Origin of the sequence: Tissierella pigra, from assembly GCF_009695605.1 — a bacterium.
GTDB lineage: Bacteria > Bacillota > Clostridia > Tissierellales > Tissierellaceae > Tissierella > Tissierella pigra.
Window position 1 is genome coordinate 1 of the sequence record NZ_VUNQ01000056.1, and the last position, 24246, is coordinate 24246.

Annotated in this window: 18 protein-coding genes and 1 other RNA gene; 4 read left to right on the top strand and 15 right to left on the bottom strand. The window is 28.6% G+C overall.

Annotated elements, in window-relative coordinates:
* The first annotated feature begins 297 nt into the window (after positions 1-297).
* Positions 298-1212 (top strand): selenium metabolism-associated LysR family transcriptional regulator, encoded by a 915-nt coding sequence (locus tag FYJ83_RS17010; RefSeq protein WP_216585131.1) that lies wholly within the window; start codon positions 298-300, stop codon positions 1210-1212.
* A gap of 112 nt (positions 1213-1324) precedes the next feature.
* Here the strand turns inward: FYJ83_RS17010 and FYJ83_RS17015 are convergent, their stop codons facing one another.
* The 14 genes from FYJ83_RS17015 to FYJ83_RS17080 form a co-directional block, all read right to left on the bottom strand.
* Positions 1325-1984: a response regulator gene (locus tag FYJ83_RS17015; protein ID WP_154442621.1), complete on the bottom strand. Its 660-nt coding sequence runs from the start codon at positions 1982-1984 to the stop codon at positions 1325-1327.
* Between the two features lie 3 nt (positions 1985-1987).
* Positions 1988-3148 carry a sensor histidine kinase gene (locus FYJ83_RS17020; RefSeq protein ID WP_154442623.1) on the bottom strand — a complete coding sequence of 387 codons (1161 nt, stop codon included), beginning with the start codon at positions 3146-3148 and terminating at the stop codon, positions 1988-1990.
* A 5-nt stretch (positions 3149-3153) separates the two neighbouring features.
* Positions 3154-3612 carry a chemotaxis protein CheW gene (locus tag FYJ83_RS17025; RefSeq protein ID WP_154442625.1) on the bottom strand — a complete coding sequence of 153 codons (459 nt, stop codon included), beginning with the start codon at positions 3610-3612 and terminating at the stop codon, positions 3154-3156.
* A 50-nt stretch (positions 3613-3662) separates the two neighbouring features.
* The gene (locus tag FYJ83_RS17030; RefSeq protein WP_154442628.1) at positions 3663-4787 is read right to left on the bottom strand and encodes a TMEM165/GDT1 family protein; all 1125 of its coding nucleotides are present in this window, start codon (positions 4785-4787) and stop codon (positions 3663-3665) included.
* 98 nt (positions 4788-4885) lie between these two features.
* On the bottom strand, positions 4886-6151 hold the full coding sequence (hutI, locus tag FYJ83_RS17035) for an imidazolonepropionase (protein ID WP_154442630.1): 1266 nt from the start codon (positions 6149-6151) through the stop codon (positions 4886-4888).
* Positions 6152-6159: 8 nt separating this feature from the next.
* Positions 6160-7056: a glutamate formimidoyltransferase gene (ftcD, locus tag FYJ83_RS17040; RefSeq protein ID WP_154442632.1), complete on the bottom strand. Its 897-nt coding sequence runs from the start codon at positions 7054-7056 to the stop codon at positions 6160-6162.
* 17 nt (positions 7057-7073) lie between these two features.
* On the bottom strand, positions 7074-9101 hold the full coding sequence (locus FYJ83_RS17045) for a urocanate hydratase (RefSeq protein WP_154442634.1): 2028 nt from the start codon (positions 9099-9101) through the stop codon (positions 7074-7076).
* A gap of 12 nt (positions 9102-9113) precedes the next feature.
* Positions 9114-10643, bottom strand: a complete 1530-nt coding sequence (gene hutH / locus FYJ83_RS17050) for a histidine ammonia-lyase (RefSeq protein ID WP_154442636.1) — start codon at positions 10641-10643, stop codon at positions 9114-9116.
* 208 nt (positions 10644-10851) lie between these two features.
* On the bottom strand, positions 10852-16227 hold the full coding sequence (locus tag FYJ83_RS17055; protein ID WP_154442638.1) for a diguanylate cyclase: 5376 nt from the start codon (positions 16225-16227) through the stop codon (positions 10852-10854).
* A 22-nt stretch (positions 16228-16249) separates the two neighbouring features.
* On the bottom strand, positions 16250-16702 hold the full coding sequence (locus tag FYJ83_RS17060; RefSeq protein WP_154442640.1) for a MarR family winged helix-turn-helix transcriptional regulator: 453 nt from the start codon (positions 16700-16702) through the stop codon (positions 16250-16252).
* Between the two features lie 33 nt (positions 16703-16735).
* Positions 16736-17620, bottom strand: a complete 885-nt coding sequence (locus tag FYJ83_RS17065) for a diacylglycerol/lipid kinase family protein (RefSeq protein WP_154442642.1) — start codon at positions 17618-17620, stop codon at positions 16736-16738.
* 182 nt (positions 17621-17802) lie between these two features.
* On the bottom strand, positions 17803-18276 hold the full coding sequence (locus FYJ83_RS17070; RefSeq protein ID WP_154442644.1) for a methyl-accepting chemotaxis protein: 474 nt from the start codon (positions 18274-18276) through the stop codon (positions 17803-17805).
* Positions 18277-18289: 13 nt separating this feature from the next.
* Positions 18290-18721 (bottom strand): YtxH domain-containing protein, encoded by a 432-nt coding sequence (locus FYJ83_RS17075; protein ID WP_154442646.1) that lies wholly within the window; start codon positions 18719-18721, stop codon positions 18290-18292.
* A 92-nt stretch (positions 18722-18813) separates the two neighbouring features.
* Positions 18814-18999, bottom strand: a complete 186-nt coding sequence (locus FYJ83_RS17080) for a ferritin family protein (RefSeq protein WP_154442648.1) — start codon at positions 18997-18999, stop codon at positions 18814-18816.
* Positions 19000-19187: 188 nt separating this feature from the next.
* Between FYJ83_RS17080 and FYJ83_RS17085 the strand changes: the two genes are divergently transcribed.
* From FYJ83_RS17085 to FYJ83_RS17095, 3 genes are all read left to right on the top strand, one after another.
* Entirely contained in the window at positions 19188-20939 is a 1752-nt protein-coding gene (locus FYJ83_RS17085; protein ID WP_154442650.1) for an ABC transporter ATP-binding protein, read from the top strand.
* Between the two features lie 10 nt (positions 20940-20949).
* Positions 20950-22965 (top strand): ABC transporter ATP-binding protein, encoded by a 2016-nt coding sequence (locus FYJ83_RS17090; protein WP_154442652.1) that lies wholly within the window; start codon positions 20950-20952, stop codon positions 22963-22965.
* 75 nt (positions 22966-23040) lie between these two features.
* Positions 23041-23841 (top strand): histidinol-phosphatase HisJ family protein, encoded by an 801-nt coding sequence (locus FYJ83_RS17095; RefSeq protein ID WP_154442654.1) that lies wholly within the window; start codon positions 23041-23043, stop codon positions 23839-23841.
* A gap of 34 nt (positions 23842-23875) precedes the next feature.
* On the opposite strand, the gene ssrS is transcribed toward FYJ83_RS17095, so the two are convergent.
* Positions 23876-24051: non-coding RNA, 6S RNA (gene ssrS, locus FYJ83_RS17100), on the bottom strand.
* Between the last annotated feature and the right edge of the window lie 195 nt (positions 24052-24246).

The following is a 24246-nucleotide window of genomic DNA, read 5'->3' on the forward strand; positions in this document are numbered from 1 at the left end:
CTTCTGTTATAATTGTTTTCATAAGGAAAGATCCCTCCGATTTTTGTTTGTTATGGTAAACAACATTATATCAGAGGTCTTTCCTTTTTTCATATTTACTTGTCACAAATGTATTGTCTCATATCAATTTTTATTTTTTATTAATTTCCCTTATTATTCTATTATTAGGCTTTTTTGATTTGATTGTTTATAGCTTATATTCTGTTTTTTATATTTCTAATAAAAAAATGTAGATTTATATATATTATTTGCTACAATATAGTTAAAGACAACAATAATATATAAGAGGTGATGCAAGTGGATTTTAGACAATTAGAAACCTTCGTAGAAGTTGCAAAGCTAAAAAGCTTTTCAAAAGCAGCTGAAAAGCTTTTCATTACACAACCTACTGTAACTAATCATATTCAAAATTTAGAGAAAGAACTTGGAACACTGCTGATAAATAGATTTGGCAAAAGGTTAACACTTACTGATGCAGGCGGCTTATTATATAAGTATGCAGTAAATATATTGAATTCCTGTGAGATGGCAAAGTTTGATTTGGCCTCCTATCAAGGTAAGATACAAGGACATCTTCACATATTTTCTAGCTCCGTTCCTAGAAAACATTTACTTCCTACGATTATCAAAAACTTTTTAAATTCCTATCCTGATGTTTCCTTTACAATTGGAGATAAAGATTCCAGAAAGGTGGTAAAAGGAATATTAGATGGCGAAACAGATTTTGGTATTTTAGGTGCCAAACATTCTTCAAACAACCTTAGATATATTGATTTAATGGAAGATAGATTGATTTTAATTACTCCTAATTCCCCTAAATTTCCAGATGAGAACTTTTCATTTATTAATAAAGAGGTTTTACTGAAAGAAAATATAGTATTTAGAGAAGAAGGCTCTGGCACTAGGGATTTAGTTGAAAATGTATTACAGCAATCTAATATCTCTTTGAATAAGTTAAATATTGCTGCATATGTGGAAGATACTGAAACAGTCAAAGAATTAGTATCTCTTGGTATAGGTGTCAGTTTCTTATCTGAAAAAGCTATAGAGTCAGATTTATCTCTTAACAAATATAAAGCGTTTTATATTGATGGATTAGATTTTACTAGGAAATTTTATTTTGCTTTTCATAAAAGCAGACAACTTTCACCACTAAGCGAAGCCTTCAAAAATCATATTTTAGATTTTGCAAATTCGTCTACGTTAAAATGATTAAAAACAATTATTAGGGGTAGTGGTCACTTTTCCCTTGGAACTAAATTAAGCCATTAAAATTTCATTGCATAAGACACTGAAATTTTAATGGCTTTGATGTTTTTTCTTTCTATAGTTTCTTTATATTATTTTTATATGCAAATATTGCTGCTTGCACTCTATCATTTATATCAAGTTTTTTAAAAATATTAGATACATGATTCTTCACTGTTTTCTCACTTATATATAAATTCTCTGCAATATCTTTATTATTTAATCCTTCTGCTATTAATATAAGGACCTCATACTCTCTCTTGGTCAATGAATTAATTTTATTAATATTAGTATCAGGATATTCTTCGTAACTAGAAAACTCTTTAACTAAATCTGCCACACTGGATTGAATATATTTTTTCCCTTTAGCCACTTCCTGAATACCTCTAATTAAATTATCTGAACTTAAATCTTTTAACATATAGGCATCTGCCCCTAGTTTTAAAGTCTTTAATATATACTCTTTATCTTCATGGATAGTCAGAATGACTACCTTTGTTTTTATTCCCATATCCTTAATTTTCTTTAAAGTTTCTATACCATTTAGTTTAGGCATATTTATATCTAATAATATTATATCAGGTTCTAATTCCTTAGCCATATTAAAAGCTTCTTCTCCATTACAAGCCTGTCCAACCACATTTATATTGCCTTCTAACTCTAATATTTGTTTTATTCCTTCTCTTATTAATTGATGATCATCTGCAATTATTACACTAATAGTTTTATCCTTCATCACTTACTCCTCCTCGTATAAAGGTATAAATAAATTTATTTTAGTACCTACATTTGAAGAAGATGTTATGTTGAACTTCCCGTTTAATAATTCAACTCTTTCTTTTATATTCATTAATCCAAATCCACTAGATACTGAATTGCATCCTTCTTTGTAACTTTCTGGATTAAATCCAATACCATCATCTATAATCAATAAGTTAATTTTATTCAATGTTTTCTCAATTATAATAGATGATGACTGTGCTTGGGAGTGTTTTCGAATATTACTTAAAGCCTCTTGAATTATTCTAAAAATAGCCACTTGAACAGCAGACTCTAAATCGTCAAATTTTCCATAAGGCTTAAAGTTAACCTTAATTTCAGCTTCCTCTTGAAAAATAGATATGTATCTTTCCAGTGTTGGTATAAGTCCTAAATCATCTAAGGACATAGGCCTTAAATCATATATTATTCTTCTAACATCCTTTAAAGTTAATCTAATAATCCATTTTAAATTATTGAGTTCATTTTTTGCCCTTTCTTGATCTATATTTAGTAGTTTTTCACATAACTCTGCTTTCACTATGACATGGGCTAAAGATTGGGCTGGTCCGTCATGGATGTCTCTAGCTACTTTAAGCCTTTCTTCTTCTTGTGCTTCAATAATCTTTATTCCTAAATAATGCTTTTTACTTAATTCATCAAGAGTGTCTGAAATATCCTTAGAATTTCCCATTAAATATTCTGTAGCAACAGATATTTGTTTATTAACATTTTCTGCCTTTTTATATACTTCATAAGAATTTTTCAAACGTACTTCCAAATCTTTTCTTTTCTCTATTAAATTTTTCTCCTCCCCTCTTTTCAACAAAAGATCTACCCTAATAGCATTGGCTAAATCATAAGCTTCTCTAATCTCATCTTCATTAAATAAATTAAAGTTCTTACTCTTATTTAATAAATTTCTTCTGCTCCTTTTATCTAGATCTTCCAAATTTTCTACTTGTTCAATGATTTCTATCATTTTCGCTTGAATGTTTTTAAGTTCATCTTCCAACTTTTTACATTCCGCTCTAGCATAATCTACAATTTCAAAGATTTCATCTTTACTTCCCTTTATAGAATTAATTGTAGTTTCTAGTATTTCATTTAACCTTCTAATCCCTATTGAATCCGACTTCATAATTTTTAAACCTCTAAATTTTGTATCTCTTCTATTTCATTTTCAGTTAAAATTTTATTAAGATCAATTAAGATCAGTAGTCTTTTTTCATCTAGCTTTCCTACACCTGTTATATACTTTTTATCAATCCCAGTAATGAACGCTGGAGCAGGGTCTATTTGTTCTTCATCTAACCTTAAAGTCTGAGATGCCTCATCTACTATAAATCCAATTTCTCTATCATCTAAATTAATTACAATAATTCTAGTATCTTTTGTTACTTCAAATTCTCCTAATAATAATCTCTTTTTTAGGTTGATAATAGGTATAACATTTCCTCTATAGTTTACAACACCTTCAATAAATGATGGTGTATTAGGAAGAGAAATAGATTCTTCATAAACACTGATTTCCTTTACATTCATTATATCAATACCAAACTCTCCTTTTCCTAATTTAAAAACCACATATTGATTTTCAGCCATGATATTTACCTCCTTGTTTTATAAATTATTCTCACAATTAAGACGAAGTATTAATTGTGTAATTTTGTATAAACCTTCTTTTCTAACAATGTTCCATACTCTTTGTTTAGTAGTTTAGCTTCTTTAAAATAAGTATTGATGTCAGATTTATGACCTATAATTTGTCCAAAAATGATTACTTCTAATGAATTCCTAACCTTATTGATTACAAAATTTTCATCTGTATTCCAACTGTTATTTACTGAGTCTACCATTATAATACTTAAAGCTTCTAAAACTTTATTATTATCATATTCCTTTTTTATCAAAAAATCTAGATTAATATAAGCATCTGAATAATAATTTCCATTTTTTCTTGCCTCTTTAATTATAAATCTAGTATATCCTATTAAACAGTTAGAGCCAATACATTTCCCACACTTTCCTTCCCCTAAACATATGCTTTCTATAGTTTCATTTATAACCTTTGTTTGATTATATAACTTAGAAGCTACATCAATCATAGGAGATTTCTCTTTTCCTCGTCTATTATTAATCAATTTTTTCATTAAAATAATTTCAATTATTGCTATTATTAATAAGTATAATATAATATTAGTGATATTTATATAGTCCTTTGGAATTGTATTGAATAATTTTAAACTTCCAAAAAATATAAATACTATAGATGAGGCAACTTTAATGGCTATCTCAGGTATTTTTTCCCCAATTTTGGATCCTATAAATATTCCAAATCCAGAAGTAGCAACCATCCCTAAAGTCGTACCTACTAGTATAAATATTGGATAACTTGCTTCTATAGACAAAGTCATTGCAGTTAATTGGGTTTTATCACCTAACTCTCCAACAAAAAAAGCTATGGCTACTGTTATAATAGGGCTAAATGATTTCTTGTCATTGGTTTCATCTATATCTTCATCTTTTAAGGCCATTACTCCAAATACAACGAACATAATTCCTGCAACTATTTGAATTAAATTCATAGGAACAACTGTAGAAATAAATCTACCTAATAATATTGCAATACCATGGTTAAAAATAACTCCTAGTATAACTCCAAATATTACTTCTTTTACTTTGTATTGAGTCGCAAATGTCATAGCTATTATCTGAGTTTTATCTCCCATTTCAGCGGCAAAAATTAATAAAAAAGCTCTAATAAGTTCTCCAAACATTTAGCTTTCTTCCTTTCATAATGAAAAAACTTTTAGCTTGATAGTATTTCTAACAAGCTAAAAGTTAATTTATTTAATTAAAAGTATTCTTTAAACTTTTATTTTTCTTTAGTATATACTATTTCACCTTTCTTAACTACTTTGTCTACATGGTTTATACCAAAATGATATAATATATATTCTAAATTCGGAGAATCAAAGATTACTAAATCCCCTTGTTTGCCTGATTCCAAACTTCCTATTTTTTCTTCTAAACCTAATGAGGCCGCACCATTTATTGTTACTGATGTAATTATTTCTTCTGGAGTCAATTTCATAATCAATGCTCCAAAACTCATAATCAGCTGTATGTTTTCCGTTGGACAGCTCCCTGGATTATAGTCAGTAGATAACGATACAGGTACACCTTCTTCTATCATTTTCCTCGCTTTAGCAAAGTTACCAGTTTGTAGGTTAAAGCTAGTTCCTGGTAATAAGTTAGCTATTACACCATTCTTAGCCATTTCCTTAATTCCATTATCACTGGCTGCTATTAAATGATCTGCAGAAATACATCCTATTTCAGCAGCCAATTCAGCTCCACCTAATGGTTTTATTTCATCAGCATGAAGTTTAAGACCCATTCCATATTCTCTAGCTGCAAGTAAAATCTTCTTAGATTGCTCTATGGTAAATACTCCTTCTTCACAAAATACATCGCAGAATTTAGCCAATTTTTTTTGGGCTACTTTAGGAATCATATCATTTATAATAATATCTACAAATTCATCAGAATTATCTTTATAGGCATTAGGTATAGCATGAGCACCCATAAACGTAGATATAATATCTACTGGATGATCCTCATTTAAATGTTTAGCTACTTCTAATTGTTTTATTTCAGTTTCAAAGTCGTCTATACCATATCCACTTTTTGCTTCAACTGTAGTTACTCCAAAGGATAACATAGTATTTAAACTTTTCTTTGCTTGATTATACAACTCCTCAAAACTTGCATTTTTAGTTGCTTTTACTGTAGAATGAATTCCTCCACCTGCTGCAAGTATATCTAAATAAGGTATACCCTTTAGCTTCATTGCCAATTCATTTTCCCTAGAACCACCATGTACCAAATGAGTATGGGAATCTACTAATCCTGGGGTTACGGTTTTCCCAGTTCCATCTAGAATAATAGTACTTTCATCTAAAGTAATATCAGATGGCAATTCTCCTTCTCCTACATATAATATTTTATCTTTATTTAAAGCTATTATACCATTTTTAATCAATCCAATATCTTTTAATTCTTCCTTAACTCTAGCTTTATTCTCACCTTTTAAGGTTATTAAATTATCTATATTTTTGATAATTAAAGTGGCTTTCATTTTATCACCTATTCCATCATTCTTTTTTCTAAAATTTGACTATGATCAAAGTTTTCTACTCTTAAATAATAGTCTGCCACATCAACCATTGCTGCCATAGGAACTAATCCTATTATCTCACTACCTATGACATTTACACCATATCTTTTAGCTTCTCTTTCTATAACATCAAATACTCTAAATAATGGTGTCTTTGTATAGTCTACCATATTCATGGTTACTTGAACTATGTTTCTTTCCTTAATTTCTATCCCTAAAGCCTTACAATATTTAAACCCACCACCACTTGATCTAATGGATTTAGCGATATTTTTAGCAATACTAACATCATTTGTACCTAAGTTTACATTAAATGCCACTAAAGGCATTCTAGCTCCAACTGCTGTAACTCCAGCCTCTCTATTTAATTCAACAGGTCCAAAATCAGGAGTCCAATTATCTTCTTTCAACTTAGCTTCCATACCTTCATATTGTCCACGTCTTACATCAGCTAGATTTTCTCTATCTATTGAACTTGCAGATTTTTCATATAAAAATACAGATATATTAAGTTCTTCTCCAATTCTTTTCCCTAATCTCTTTGATAATTCTACTGCTTCCTCCATAGTTACATCTGATATTGGAATTAGTGGTATAACATCAGTTGCACCCATTCTTGGATGCTCTCCCTTATGATTTTTCATATCAATTAATTCTGATGCTACTTTACAAGCATTAAAAGCAGCTTCTATTACCTTTTCGGGTTCACCTATAAATGTAACTACTGTACGATTGTGGTCTTTATCCATAGAATAGTCCAGTAACTTTACTTCTTCTACAACCCTTATTTCTTCAACTATCTTTTCAATAATCTCTTTATTTTGTCCTTCACTAAAGTTTGGCACACATTGAATTATCCTAGCCATTTATATTCCCCCTATTATTATTTATTTAATTTATTTTCAACTAATTCTTTAACTAATTTATCATCTGCTACATATGGTATTGTTATATGGTCTGTATCCTTGAATTTATTATTATACTCTACACAAGTTGAAATAGAGTTTTCATTTCTAGCCCAAGCTCTTCTTGCTACTCCACCCATTACATCCCAAGGCATTGAAGTTTTAAGGATATTATCTACTCTTTCTGAACCATCTAACACCATTCCAAATCCACCATTTATAGACTTTCCGATTCCTACTCCTCCACCATTGTGAAGTGCTATAAGGCTCATTCCCCTTGCTGCATTTCCTGCAAAACATTGAGTAGCCATATCTGCCATAATATTACTTCCATCTTTGATATTAGCAGTTTCTCTAAATGGAGAGTCTGTACCTCCTGTATCATGGTGGTCTCTACCTAACATTATAGGCCCTACCTCTTTATTTCTAACCATTTCATTAAATTTCAATGCAATTTCCGTTCTTCCTAAAGCATCTTGATATAAAATTCTAGCTTGAGTACCTACTACAAGTCCATTGGCTTCTGCATCTCTTATCCATATATAATTATCTCTGTCTTGACCTCTTCTATTAGGGTCTATTATATCCATAGCAGCTTTATCTGTTTTAATTAAATCTTCATGTTCGCCACTTAAACAAACCCATCTAAAAGGTCCATATCCATAATCAAATAACATAGGTCCCATTATATCTTCTACATAGGAAGGGAATATAAATCCTTCTGATTCATCTATTCCATTTTTAGAAATATCCTTTGCACCAGCATCATAAATAGCTTTCATGAAACTATTTCCATAATCAAAGAAATAAGTTCCTTTTTCCACTAGTTTTTTAATTAATTCAAAATGATAGATTAAGGATTCATTTACTAATTTTATAAATCCTTTTTTATCTTTTTCTAACATCTCTGTTCTTTCTTCAAAAGTAATACCATGTGGACAATATCCCCCATCATAAGGAGCATGGCATGAAGTCTGATCTGATAATAATTCTATATGAACATTATTGTTTACTGCATATTCCAATAAATCTATAATATTACCATGGTATGCAATTGCCACTGGTTCTTTTTTCTCCATGAACTCATGAGCATATGCAAATAATTCTTTTAAATCATCAAAGGATTTATCTATCCAACCCTGATCTAATCTAGTTTTTATTCTTGAATAATCTACTTCCGCTATGATTCCTACACCTTTAGCAATTTTAGTAGCTTTACCCTGTGCTCCACTCATTCCACCTAAACCAGAACTTACAAATAGATGACCTGCTAAATCACCATCTTCTTTAACTCCTAGTTTCATTCTACCTGCATTTAAAATTGTATTATATGTTCCATGAACAATACCTTGAGGTCCTATATACATCCAGCCACCTGCTGTCATTTGTCCATAGTTTGCAACTCCCATTGCCTGAGCCTTTATCCAATGTTCTTGATCATCAAAAGCACCTATCATAAGTGCGTTTGTTATAATCGCTCTAGGACTTGTAACAGAAGATTTAAATAAACCTACTGGGTGTCCTGAAGCAATTACTAAAGTCTGTTCATCAGTTAATTCTTCTAAATATTTCTTAATCAGACTATATTGCATCCAGTTTTGGCATACTTGACCAGTTTCCCCATAAGTGACTAATTCATAAGGATATAATGCTACATCAAAGTCAAGATTATTATCTATCATTACTTGAAACGCCTTACCTTCTATGCATTTTCCCTTATACTCATCTAGTGATTTTCCTTTAATATTTCCTTCTGGCCTATATCTATATCCATATATTCTACCATGAGTCAATAACTCGTCTAAAAATTCTGGTGCTAATTTTTCATGTAATTCCTCTGGTACATACCTTAAAGCATTTTTAAGAGCAATTTCTATCTCTCTTTGAGTTAAATTTAACTCTCTCTTAGGAGCTCTTCTTATATTTTCTTGAAACTTTGGCTCTGGTGGTAATTCATTTCCTAATTTAATAGTCATAGCTTGAGAAATCCCTAAATTATTAATCATTAACTATCCCTCCTATAATAATCTTCCAATTTCTTTTTCAACTTCATTAACTATTTTTCCAGTTTTTAATATATCTTCTGATTTATTAATATCAGAGTACATAACTCTATCATCTTCCATAAATGGAATATCTTCCCTTATTATATTATAAACTATATTGCTTCCTTTTCCTAATCCTTTATTATCTCTTAAATCTATTGCTTGGCAAGCTGCTAGTATTTCCATAGCAAGAACTTTTCTAGCATTTCCTAGTATTTCCCTAGCTTTTCTTGCTGCAATTGTTCCCATGGACACATGGTCTTCTTGATTAGCAGAAGATGGTATGGAGTCTACACTGGCAGGATGAGCTAATACTTTATTTTCTGATACTAAAGACGCTGCTGAATATTGTACTATCATAAATCCTGAATTAAGTCCTCCCTTTTTAACTAAAAATGCAGGTAATCCATTACTTAAAGATGGATTTACTAATCTTTCAAGTCTTCTTTCAGATATATTTGCCAGTTCAGATAAACCGATTCCTAAGAAATCGAAACTTAAAGCCATTGGTTGACCATGGAAGTTTCCACCTGAAATGACTTCTTCTTCATCTACAAATATTAAAGGATTATCTGTTGCTGAATTCATTTCTATTTCAATTTTTTCTTTTACATATTTGAAACAATCTTTACTTCCTCCATGGATTTGAGGCAAACATCTTAATGAATAAGCATCTTGTACTCTAACTTCGCCCTGTCTTGTAGTCATGGAGCTATTTTCTAATATGGATAATATATTCTTAGCTGTATTTATTTGTCCTTCATGGGCTCTTACACTATGAACTCTAGGATCAAAAGCATCAGTTATTCCATTTAGGGCTTCCATAGTTAATGATGCAGCAATATCAGCTGTTTTGCTTAAAACTATAGAATCATGTATTGTTAATGCACCAATAGAAGTCATTACTTGAGTTCCATTGATTAAAGCCAACCCTTCCTTTGATGTCAATTCAACTGTTTGAATATTCGCCTTTGCCATTGCCTCTTTACCAGACATTCTTTTTCCTTCATATATAGCTTCACCTTCACCTATCATAACTAATACCATATGGGAAAGCGGTGCTAAATCTCCACTAGCTCCAAGGGAACCTTTTTCTGGAATAATAGGATGGACCTTTTTGTTTAACATTTCTACTAATGTGTTTAATGTAGATAGTCTTATACCTGAGAAACCTTTAGATAAGGCATTAGCTCTAAGTAACATAATTCCCCTAACTACTTCCTCCTCTAAGGGATTGCCTACTCCACAAGCATGGCTTATAATCAGATTTCTTTGTAGTGTTTTTGTTTCCTCTCCAGTGATTACAACATCACTGAACTTTCCAAATCCAGTAGTTATACCATATACTACTTTATTTTCATCTACAAATTTGTCTACCAAAGCTCTGGCTTTTTCCACCTTTAAAATCGCTTCCTTAGATAATTCTACTTCTTTACCCATTCTTGCAACTTCCACAAATTCCTCTAGAGTTAGACTATTACCGTCTATAAATATTTTTTCCATGTTACAACCTCCATTCAAGTTCATCATTATATTTCATTACTTAGATAAAGTGCATAAAAAAACCACAGATAATTTCTGTGGTTTTCTTTAAATTTAATTCTCTTAAAATAAATTGTCTATTAAGCATAATCTCCCCTACTTTAAATATTGGAAATTTCAAAACTTAAATCAATTATAACATAATATAATACAAAATAGTAAACATATTTTATATTATTGCAGAAAATATATTACCAAAGTTTTTAGATAAATTAAAATCATCAAAGTCAAACTCTTTATTTTTAATAGCAGTGGAAATATATAAAATTCCCTTTACTTGCCCATTATTTATTAGTGGTAAAATTATAACAGATTGCCAGTTCGGCAGTCCTGTTAAAGAATCAATATTGTCAATATTATCCCAATCTATTAAAAATTCACCTTTTTGAGTATATAATATTCTATCGATGATTCTATGATTTATCTGTATGTTTTCTATCCAGCTATCATTAAATCTAGCTCGGCTCAAGGTTCTTTTAATATCTCCATCATCAATAAATATTATGGAACCCCACTCTGCATCTAGAGTTTCTAACACTCTTCCTAAAAATTTGAAAGTCTTTTTTTCAATACTTTGATTTTCTTTTATTAATTCAAGAGTATTAATAAGAGCCAATATATTTCTATTATCATCTTCAGTATTCCCTGTTAAAATACCTGCTAATTTATCAACTCTATTTATTGTATTGTCCATCTGAGGATTCCATATAACAGATTTGTTTCTTCCTGTTTCTTTAGCATGATATAAAGCTTGATCTGCTTTTTCAACTAGCTCCTCTTTAAATTGACTATGATGTGGATAAAGAGATATTCCTATACTTATGGTAATTGAATGTTCTATTCCCTTAATTTTAAAATTCTCAACATTTTTACGTATTTTTTCTGCAATCTTCTTAGCTTCATATTCTTTAGTATTTTTAATAAGTATAATAAACTCTTCTCCACCATATCTTGCCACTATATCAGAGGTTCTTACTGTTGATTTTAAGACTTCACCTATTAAAGCAAGAATTTGGTCTCCTTTTCTATGTCCATAAGTATCGTTGATATTCTTAAACTTATCAATATCTAACAGTAAAATCGAAAAATTTCCATTTGTGGACTTAGCGTGATTAATAAGTTCTACTAGTTTTCCTTCATAATACTTTCTAGTAAATACTCCAGTAAGTTTATCCTGAATAGCCATTAACTTCAACTTATTATTTTCTAAATTAATAAATGCTAAACTAGAAAGATTTTTAACTAATTCCAATCTTTGAATGTCAAATCTGTTAAATACCTTATCAGTTTCTAAGTAAATATAACCTTGGCTACGGCTTTCCTCGTATATAATCTTTCTTCTTTCTATCTTTCTATTAACTGATTCATTAGATTTAAATATGGGAACACATATTATCCCTTTTTTATCATTAGATAAAAACTCCTTATAATTCTGATTATATACAGTTTGGAAATTACTATTTATTAAAATTCCCATTTTATGTTTATCAGTTAAAGATAGGATGTCTTTATTAATTTTATAATCGCTTTTATCATCTAATGACGAATACACTATATAATCCTTTTCTTTATCATCATAACCTAGAATATAACCTTTTTTAGCAAAGGTTTCCTTTCCTAAATAGTTAAGTATTATATCTAAATTATGTTTGAAATCATCAGTAAATCTAGATATTAATTCTTCTGTAGTATTGATATCCAAAACATTATCCAAATAATCCAGTTTAGTTATTTTTACAAACTCTTCACTACCTATTACATCAATCATAGAAGTAATATCAAAAAAGTAATTTAAATCTTTTTCATTTACTTCCTCTAGTAATGGATAATTTACTTCACGATTATATTCATTTTTTATGCAGGTTACTATTTTTTCCTTTATTAAATCCCCTTTTTTACTTTTAATATAGCTAAATTTCAATTGTGAATCTGGTATCTTTAAAGTCAATCGATAAATTCTATCTAAGGAATCCAGTAGATATTTAATAGCTTCTTTATATTTATTTCTAGAATAAAATACAAATCCTATTAAAGTATTAAGATACAAGGTCAAAGAAAAAGTTCCATCATCAGTTTCCTCTTCCATGAAAATTAAATTTTCGATGGAAGAATCTGAAAGGTCTAAGGCATATAATATTATTTCTCTTATTTTGTGTAAAAAATCTATATCTACTAATTCCACTAAATCTGTATCTTCTTCTATTAAATTGAGAGCATATTTTCTATCCTGATTTAAAAGACAAATAATAGATAAATATAAAAGTGCTTTTCTTCTATCTTGAATAAATTCTGTATTTCTATAGGAATTTCTCAATTCTTCAACTTCTTCTATATTTAAAGTAGATTCCTTTAAAAATGTAAAACAAATAATCATTAATTTACTTCTTAGGTAATCTCGTGCATTAACTTCATGAGATAATTTCAAAGCAACATTATATGATTCTATTGCCTTCTCCCATTGTCCGAAACAACCATAGAATTCTCCTAAAAACTCATGATATTGTACATTTATTTCAAAATCAAATATTTCCTTTGATTCAAATACTTCTTTTAAATATAGATAACATCCATATGCTTTTGTATATTCCGATGTTGCAAGATATATAGTTCCTAAATTAATATGAACTAAAATAGTCATTCTAAAATCCTGAAGTTCTAAACTGCCTTGCTTTGATTCTTCCATATATCTTAAAGCATCATCAAACTTATAATCCATTATATACAACTCAGCTATATTATTTAAGAAAACAGTTTCCACCTCTTGTAGACCAGTACTTTTTGCTATGGTTAAACCCTTCTTATAATATTCCATAGCTTTTTGATTGTTTGCATAATAATCTGCATAGATGATTCCGATATTATTAATAGGTCTGGTAACATCCATAAAGTTCCCTATGGCTTCATAATAAAAAATACTTTTTTTATAGTCCTTTATTGCCTCTTTTGTGTTTCCACTTAAATGTTTTATGAGTCCCAGCCTATTGTAAAGAATCCCTAAACAATTTATATTTCCATTATTTTGAGATAGTTTTATTCCTTCGTTTAAATATCTTTCTGACTCTTTTAATTCACCATTAGATATTCCAAATCTTGCCTTAGTGGCCAATACCATTATTTTCCCCTCAACGATATTATTTTCTTTGGAAATCTTTTCTATGACTTCTACTTCTTGTAAAGCCTTTTCCTTTTCACCTTTTCTAAAATTAATATCTATAATTACAAATTTACTTTTGATTATATGGTCAAAGTTTTTTAATAGCTTTGCAGTTTTTTGATACTCTTCTAAATATGCTTTTCCTTTATCTGTTTCATCTTTTAAATAATATATATTAACTAATCCCTCTAAAACTTCAAGCTTTTCTTCGCTATCATTATCTTTAACTATATTATATGCCTGTTGCAACAAAAACTTAGCTTGACTTCCATACTTGTTTTCAAGTTTTTCTATCTCATTAAAAACTATATCTAAAGCCTTTTTATTTTGATTAGATTTAATTAAATGATATATTAATTCTTCTAATATAAGTCCATCATCTAAATCTTGAATGACTTTAGCTGCCTTTGTATGTAAGGCTGTTTTTTCTTCTTCAGATATTTGATTGTAAATTAGCCTTTTTAGTTCACTACCATTTATATTATAACTGTATCCCCAGTCTGCTACTTTTTCATCTATTAGTTTTAAATTTATTAATTCATTTAAGGCATCTTCTATATTGTGTTGTTCTATTTCCAACATCTCAAGTAATATTCTTTTATGTAGTTTATCGCTAAATATTGACATTACTTTGAATATATCAAAATAATTCTCTTTAAAATAATTTTCTTTAATTATATTCAATTGCTTTGAAAAGTCATCTTCTACATTTGGTTGAATAGATAAGTCATCGTAATCATCAACCTTTAGGTACCATCTTCCTGAAGTTTTCATGTATAATTCTCCAGTGTTGAATAAATGTTTAATTATATATTCAATTCGTCTTGGATTCCCCTTACTTTCTCTAAATAAAACAGAAGCCAAACTATAAGGAACATAGGATATTCCCAATATACTTTTAACTAATTCTCCTATTTCTTCTAGATTTAATTTATGTGAATTCATAAACTGTATATATACTTCCTTTTCCCATTGCTCTATTTTTTCCTTCACTAAAGGATGGATATTTTCGTCATTTTTATCATAGGAAAAAACAAAAAACAAATTATTACTTGTTGTATTTTGGATTAAATAATCTAGAATCATTATAAAAGTAGTGTTACATTTTTGAATATCATCAACAATAATATATATAATTTTGTCTTTAGATAGTTCTGTGAAATAATTAGCAATTCTATTGTATAATCTAAACCTTTCTATCCTTTGACTCAAGTCTGTATCTATTTCCTCATCTATATTTAGTCTTAATTCTGGTAATATTTTAGAAAGTTCAGACCTGTACTTATTTATAAGTTCCGGAGATGTATCTTTTATTGACTGTTTCAAAATATTAGCCATGTCTAACAAATGATTACTTTGGTCATCGTGTATCTCAACAAAATATACGTCTCTACCTTTCATTTTAAGTTTAAAAGATATTTCCCTTAGAAATCTTGTTTTTCCAACTCCTAAATCACCATTTAAAACCAATCCCCTTAAATCATTTGTTCCTCTTGCAATATTATCATCTAGTGACATAAATCTTCTAATTTCGTTTTTTCTTCCTATGATCTTATTGTTAAAATGTAAGACATTTCTATCCTTTACTAAATCATAGGAATAGTCAAGATTAAAAGCAATCACTACTCTATCTACAATCTCCATTAAATTCAATTCTTTGTTGATAAAGTCTCGCTTAGTAAGCTGTTTTATAATACTATTTAATACTTCCTTTTGTTCTTCAGTTATTAAAAAATCACTGTATATAAAACTGTCTGTATCATCAACAGTAAAATCTTTTAAAAACAAATATTTAATCAATACTCCTATTGAAAAATAATCTGTATTTTTATCATCTTGTTCTTTATCTATTAAGGTTTCTGGTAATATAAAATATCTTGACAAATCATCATAATTAGAACTATATCTATTTTCAAGGTTTGTAGGCAAATCCATAAGTTTCATAGTTTTATCTTCTGTTATAAATATTGCTAAAGGATTTAATAATTTATATATAAATCCTCTAAAATGCAAAAAATCAATTACCACCATAATATCAAGTATAATCTTTAATCTTTCATGAAAATTCAACTTGTCTTTTATTCTGCTTAGTCTAGACCCCTGAACATATTCTACTATTGAATAGTATAATAGCATGTTTGTTTTTTTAGTGTCTATTGTCTTTACTAAATTAAATGATTCTGAGGATAATAAATATTCATGACGAATATTAGATAGATGAATGAAGTTGTCCGAAAAGTAATCAATTACTTGATTTTGGATATTGTGATTATAAAGTTTCATCAACTGTATTTTATCACCTTCCCATAAATCAATTACCTTATATGATTCATAATAAAAGGTATCATTTAAACTTTCTTCAATTTTATATCTATTATCTATAATCCTCATTAATATCCCCTCTTTTTAGTATCTAGTCTTGGGTTTCATCTTTCATTGCTTCATATAAAGCTTTTAATCCTAAATCTAGCCTACTTTTAGCATCATCTTCAAAATCACTTAGTTTACCTGATAAAAATTCAATTCTTTTACTCATTACCTTTTCCAAAATATCATATCCCTTAGGCAATGCCTCTACTATTACTACTCTCTTATCTTTATCATGTTTTTTTCTAACTACTAGGTCTGCTTTTTCCATCCTATCTACCAGGTCTGTAATAGTGCTGCAAGCTAATGCCATATGTTGACTTAACTCTCCTATGGTCATATTTCCTTGATTTATTAATATCTGTAAAGCCGAAAATTGAGGTACAGTAATATTAAAGTCGGCTAATATTGCTCTACCTTTTTTTCTTATAATATAGTCTATTTTTCTCAAATATCTTTCTATATTGGATACATTTTCATAGCTTTCATTTTTGTTCATTTGAACCTCCTCCTTCATTTTCCCTTAAAATCATTATATAATAATTCTAAAGGCATTAGGTACGACTTCAAAAGTAGCCGGAAGTTTTCCTCCATATTCACCATCTAAATCAATAGGTACATCTCGGTTCGTCTTTAGCTCTACCTTCTTTGACTTAAAATACAATACATTTGGATGATTGACATGCCCTCCACTAAATATGTTAATAAAAATATTTGCCAAATCTTGAACTCCAGATTTCTTTATAATTACTACATCTAATAGCCCATCAAGAACATCTGCTTCTGGAGCTAATTTTTTAAATCCACCTATGGAAGAACTATTGGATACAATAAACAATAATACCTCATCATTTAAAGAATATTCTTCACTTTCTATATTTAAGTTTATGGATTCCAAATTTTGAAGAGTTATTTCTCTCAATCCTTCTATATAATATGCTAACCTACCTAAGACCATTTTAGTTTCAGGCAATACTTGATAACCTACATTTGATAAAATACCTCCAGCTGCTACGTTTACAAAATATTCGTCATTTACTTTACCCAAATCCACATCTATAAACTTTTCTCTTTTTATCATTTCATAAAACTCATTGATATTCTTAGGAATCTCCATATAATTAGCAAAATCGTTTACTGTGCCAGATGATAAAATAGCTACTGGTATTTTTCTCTCACTTTTAGCTATTCCCTTAGCTACCTCATTTACAGTTCCATCCCCTCCACTGACAATTATAATATCCCAATCTTCTTTGCAAGCTTTAATTGTCTCTAACATAGCGTCATCTTTTTTTTTAGTAATGAATTTATTTACTAAATATCCATCATCTAATAACAATTTACATAAACGATCTAGTTTTCTTTCTGTAGATTGTCTTCCTGAAGATGGATTAAATATTACCTTAACTTTTTTCATAAAACTCAGCCTCTCATCTTATAGTAATTTATATATTTATATGCAATTAATATCTATTTTATTTATCTATGAATATTATATCTATTATACCAATAATCCAATAATTGTGAAAGAATTTTAAAAATTTGATTTATTAATGGTATTAATTATAGGATTAAAAAAGATAAAAGCCTAATAGACTCTTATCTTTTTTTGATAATATTTTTTATACTATCAACTACATCTAAAATTAATTTTAAATAGCTATCGAAACTTTTTATATTGTTTTGAAGAGAAAATGCTGTTTCTGATATACTTTCAGTAACTATATCAAAAGTTTCATAAGCTTTATGCGTTGTATTTTCAATAGAATCAGTAATTGAACCTACATTTTTTGTTATCTTATTTATATTACAGACTGTACTATCTATCTCTGGAGTTAATTCTTCTAAAACATTGTCCATATTTGTTGTAATAGATTGTATGTTTTCACTTATAATAGGCAATTGTTTAAGTATATCGTCAATTTCTTTTATATTTGATTCCATTATAGTATCAGCTTTAGATATTATCTTATTTAAATTTTTAAAAATTAAAATTAAATAAGTTAAAGCACCTATACCTAATAAAAAAAGTATTAGTTTAAATAAATCTTGAACAGTAAGGGTAGCATTCATTATCTATGCCCCCTTACTCAATTTCTCTCTCATCTTTTTCTATTTGATCATCTTCTACGACTTCTTCTATAATATCCATATCTTCCACGACTTCTTCTATAATATCCATATCTTCCACTTCTTCTATAATATCTTCCTTTGCTTCATTTGCCTTTTCTTTAATATCATCATAAACATTTTTAATTTCTGATTTTATTTTTTCTCCAAAATCCTTTGTTGCTTCCATTTGGTCATTTACTGTAGTTTTTATATTTTCTGCTACTTCCTTAGTTTTATCACCTATATCTTTTCTTGTTTCCTTTCCAGATTTAGGAGCTAATAATAAACCAGCTGCAGCACCAACTGCTGTACCTATGGCTGTTCCAACGGCAAGGTTTTTAGCAGTTTCCATTTTTTTTTCTTTTTCAATTCTTTTTTTCTTTTCTTCAATAAATTTGTTTAACATTTTTATCTCCCCTTTGTTATATTGTATCTATTTTATTTGTCATTTCTACCCCAAAATGGGAGTTATAATCAATATACTTTAGATTTTTGAATTTAAAATTTTTCTTTCAATACTTTTTGTAATTCTGCTGCTTGATAACCACATTCTTCAGCAAATTTTTTAAATATATCAGCTACTTCACTATCGTTTACCTTCTTAGAATGGGTTTCATAATCTCTAACCATTTCCTGTGAATCCAATATCATCTTCTTTAAAATTTCTTTTGTAGTTAATTCCATAATATACCTCCTAATTTTATTTAATAATCTCTATTTAATTGTCTCTTATTCCTAAGTATTTTATACTTATTATAATAAAATTTTCAAATATTCATTCATTTTATCCAGATTTCCTTTATAATATATATTAAGAAATTACTTCGAGTATCTAAATTTAAAAAACTATTATAATAAGGGGGTATTACAACTTGTCAACTTTTTTTACTTTGAAGGATTTTTTCTCAAAACAAAAATGGAACTATTTAATTGGAGTAATATGGCTTTTAATAATAGACTCTATACAACTAATAGTTCCTCAAATCTTTAGGTGGCTAACGAACGATTTTCAAAACAATGCCTTAAATAATAAGGCTATATTAAAGTATGTGTTTTTAATTTTATTAACTGGAATAGCAATTGCTGTTGGACGTTTTTTTTGGAGAATATATATTTTAGGCACTTCCAGAGAACTCGAATACTATTTAAGAAAAAAGATATTCGATCATTTACTATCCTTATCTCCAAATTACTTTAACACTCATAAGACTGGAGATTTAATGGCTCATGCTACAAACGATGTAAATGCTGTTAGAATGGCCATTGGTCAAGGTACTATAATGATTGTAGACTCTATGTTTATGATAGTACTTACTTTGATTATGATGGTAAAAACAACAAATATTAGATTGACTTTTATTGCATTATTTACATTACCATTTATCGTTATTGTAGTAAGTAAATTTGGTAAGATTATTCATAAACGTTTTAAAATAGTTCAAGAGGCTTTTTCTGATCTTACTGACATTACCCAAGAAAGTTTCTCTGGTGTTCGAGTAGTAAAATCTTTTGTACAAGAAAATCTTATTCAAAGTAAATTTGAAAAAGTAAATAATGATAATTTAAAAAAGAATTTAGATTTGGTTAAAATATCTGGGACTTTCCATCCATTCATTGAGTTTATATCCTCCCTTAGCTTTCTATTAATTATTTTTTATGGAGGTAAAGAAGTAATATTAAATAAAATCTCATTAGGCGACTTTATTGCATTTAATTCATACTTAGGTCTATTAGTATGGCCAATGATGGCATTAGGTTGGGTTATAAATATATTTCAAAGAGGAGCTGCCTCAATGGACAGAATAAACATTATTCTGGAAGAAACCCCAGATATAGTTAATAATCCAAAGACTATTGAATTGGAACAACCAAAAGGACAAGTTCAATTTAAAAATGTCAGCTTTAAATATCCTGATTCTGATAACTATGCTTTAAAAAATATAAATTTTTCAATAGAACAGGGAAAGTCACTAGCTATAATTGGTAGAACAGGAAGTGGAAAGTCAACTATTGCAAGTCTGCTTCTTAGACTTTACGATGCTCAAGATGGTAATATACTCTTCGATAATATAGACATTAAAGACCTGTCTTTAAAATCTCTTAGGGAAAATATAGGCTATGTGCCACAAGATAATTTCTTGTTTTCTAATACTATAGCAGAAAATATTGCTTTTTCATTTGATAAACCTACTTCTTCCGAAAAAGTTGTAAATGCCGCTAAGTTATCTGAGGTTTACAATAATATAATAGAGTTTGAAAATGGATTTGAAACTATTTTAGGCGAAAGGGGAGTTACATTGTCTGGTGGTCAAAAACAAAGAACTTCCATAGCTCGTGCTTTAATTAAAGAACCTTCAGTACTTATATTAGATGATAGTTTGTCTAGTGTAGATACCGAAACTGAGGAAAAAATATTAAATAATTTAAAGACTATAATGGATACAAAAACTACTATTATAATTAGTCATAGAATATCTACTATTAAAGACTGTGATGAAATAATTTTATTGTCCAATGGTGAAATTGCCGAAAGAGGAACTCATGAATCTCTTTTATTAAATAATGGTTTCTATAAAAACTTATATGAGAACCAATTGTTAGAAGAAAAAATAATTAATAATTAGGAGGAAAATAATGAGTAGAGAATATGATGATGAAATAGTAGGAAAATCCTATGATAGTAAATTAATGAAACGACTTTTACAATATGCTAAACCCTATACTTTATATTTGCTCCTAGCTATTCTTATGATGGTTACTATTACAGGTTTAGAACTTATAAAACCTTATTTACTTAAAGTAACTATAGATGACTATTTATCAGGTTATACAAAACCTATGTATGAAATGGAAATTGATTCTACATATGAAGGAATAATATTTAATAATAAAAAATATGTAAAAGTTAATTCCATAAACACAGTAGATAATTTACAGTTAGAAGATTATCCTATTGTAAATATAGTAAAAGAAAATGGAGACTATTACCTTGGTGATTATGAAGATAAATCAGTGGAAAATAGAATTCTCTTAGATAATGATTCATATATAAATTTTAGAAATCCAGATATTAAAGGCATAAACAAAATAGCTCTTATTTTCTTGGTTTCTATTGTACTTGCTTTTGTTTTAAATTATCTTCAAGTATTGATTTTAAATTATACTTCACAAAAGATTATTTTCAATATAAGACAAGAGATATTTGCTCATATTCAAAGTCTTTCTATATCATTTTTTGATAAGAATCCTATTGGAAGACTAGTAACTAGAGTTACAAATGATACTGAAACTTTAAATGAAATGTATACATCTGTTTTAGTCAACTTATTTAAGGATATATTTGTCCTTATAGGTATTATCTTTATTATGATTAAAATGAATTTAACTTTGGCTTTAATTTCTTTTGCCTTAGTTCCTTTAATCATTGTGGCATCTATTATCTTTAGAAAGAAAATCAGAGTAGTGTATAGACTGGCAAGAGTACAATTATCTAAAATTAATTCTACTTTAAACGAAAATCTAACTGGAATGAGGATAATCCATATATTTAAGAAAGAAAACAAAATCTCAAATCAGTTTGATAAAATCAATCAAGATTATTTGAAAACAGCAAAAAAAGAAATTACTCTTTTTGCCATATTTAGACCTTCCATAGAAGTTATTCGTTCACTAGGTATAGCTTTTATTATATATTATGGTGGTGATAAAGTTATTTCAAATTCAATAGAATTTGGGGTATTATATGCCTTTATAGAGTATCTACAAAGGTTCTTTCAACCAATACTTGATTTGACTGAAAAATATAATATACTTCAATCTGCCATGGCTTCAAGTGAGCGAATTTTTCATATATTAGATAATACAGATATTGTAGAAAATCCTAATAACCCTATGAGTATTGACAATATAAAAGGTAAGATTGAGTTTAGAAATGTTTGGTTTGCCTACGAATCTGATAATTGGGTATTAAAAGATATTAGTTTCATAATAAACCCTGGTGAAACTATTGCATTTGTTGGAGCAACAGGAGCTGGTAAGTCCTCTATTATGAACTTAATTACTAGATTTTATGATATACAAAAAGGGGAAATATTAATAGACGATATTAATATAAAAGAATATAATAAATATGAATTACGACAAAAAATAGGTGTAGTATTACAAGATGTTTTTCTATTTACTGGAACCATAGAAGATAATATTAGATTAAACAATACTGAAATCTCTGATGACAAAATTATAGAGGTGGCTAAGTATGTTAATGCAGATTATTTTATAAATAAACTACCTCTTAAATATAAGGAACCTGTAATGGAAAGAGGTTCAACTTTATCTTCTGGCGAAAGACAGCTTCTCTCCTTTGCTAGAACTTTAGCCTACAATCCAAGTATATTAATATTAGATGAGGCTACATCAAGTATAGATACAGAGACAGAACTATTAATTCAAGATGCTCTTGAAAAATTAATTAAAGGCAGAACCAGTATTGCTGTTGCCCATAGATTATCTACTATTCAACATGCAGACAAAATCATAGTTCTTAGTAAAGGTAATATTAAAGAAATAGGTACCCACCAAGAATTATTATCTATGGAAGGGATGTATTACGATTTATATAGGCTTCAATATAAAGAGGACTTTGCTAAATAAGTCTTTACTATTTCTCTATTCTTTAGTAAAATTCTTTATAAATATAATAAATATAATTTTAGGAGTGTTAATCAAATGTATGACTTTCATCTTCATAGTGAATATTCCATTGATTCTAAAGCATCTATGGAATCCATGGTATTAGCTGCCATTGACAATAATTTAAAAAGTATATGTTTTACTGATCATGTTGATTTAGATTCCACCGTAGAAAGAATTGATTTTGTTTTTAGAACATCTGATTACTTCAAAAATATTAGACAAGTGAAGTATAAGTATATGAAGGATATTGAAATACTGGCAGGTGTAGAAATAGGCATCCAGCCACATTTATTTGAAAGATACAATGAATTTATTGATGACAATAACTTCGATTTTGTTTTAATGTCTGTTCATTCAGTAAATAAACTAGATATACATGCTGATGGTTTTACTAAAGAAATTGAACCTCTGAAAGCTTTAGAGGCGTACTATAATGATATGTATACTTGTGTAAAAGGATTTAATAATTTTGATATTCTAGGACATTTAGATTATATTGACAGATATTTTGATGATTACTCTACTATTCCAAAATATGATGAATACCATTATATGATAGAATCCATATTAAAGATTTTAATTGAAAATGGCAAAGGAATTGAGATAAATACTGCTGGAATGAGGTATGGCTTAGGTTATTTTCACCCTAAGATTCAAATCTTAAAATTATATAGAGAATTAGGAGGAGAAATAATAACCATAGGCTCAGATTCCCATAAGCCTGATACCATAGGATATGGATATAGATCTGCTGAAAAAATGTTGAAAGAACTGGGATTCAAATATGTCCATATTTTTAAAGAAAGAAAAAAATTTCCGATAAATATTGTATAAACAACAAAAATCCTCTCAAGTAAAACTTGAGAGGATTTTTCCCGCAATGCCGTCAACTAAGGTAATTCATACCCGCCTTCTAAAAGGGGGGTTTCTTGTTAACATATTCTAACGTCCCCTCAAGGGGGCTTGTTATCCAATGTTAAACCCAGACTCCCATGTCTGTTATGTCGGTTGAATTATCAAAGCCAACGCACATCGCAGAGTTTCTTTATATTTTCATTATACATCTTTTTTTGTATTTTTTCAAGTAAACTCTAAATATATTATTTGTTATGATCTAGAGAAGTCAAACATATGTGACACAGACCTCTGAAAAATTTTCTCTGAATAATGCTGTGGTTTTCTTAAATTGCTAGTAATTATTTTGTCAAGGAGGAAAGCGATAGCGATCCTTGATTAAAT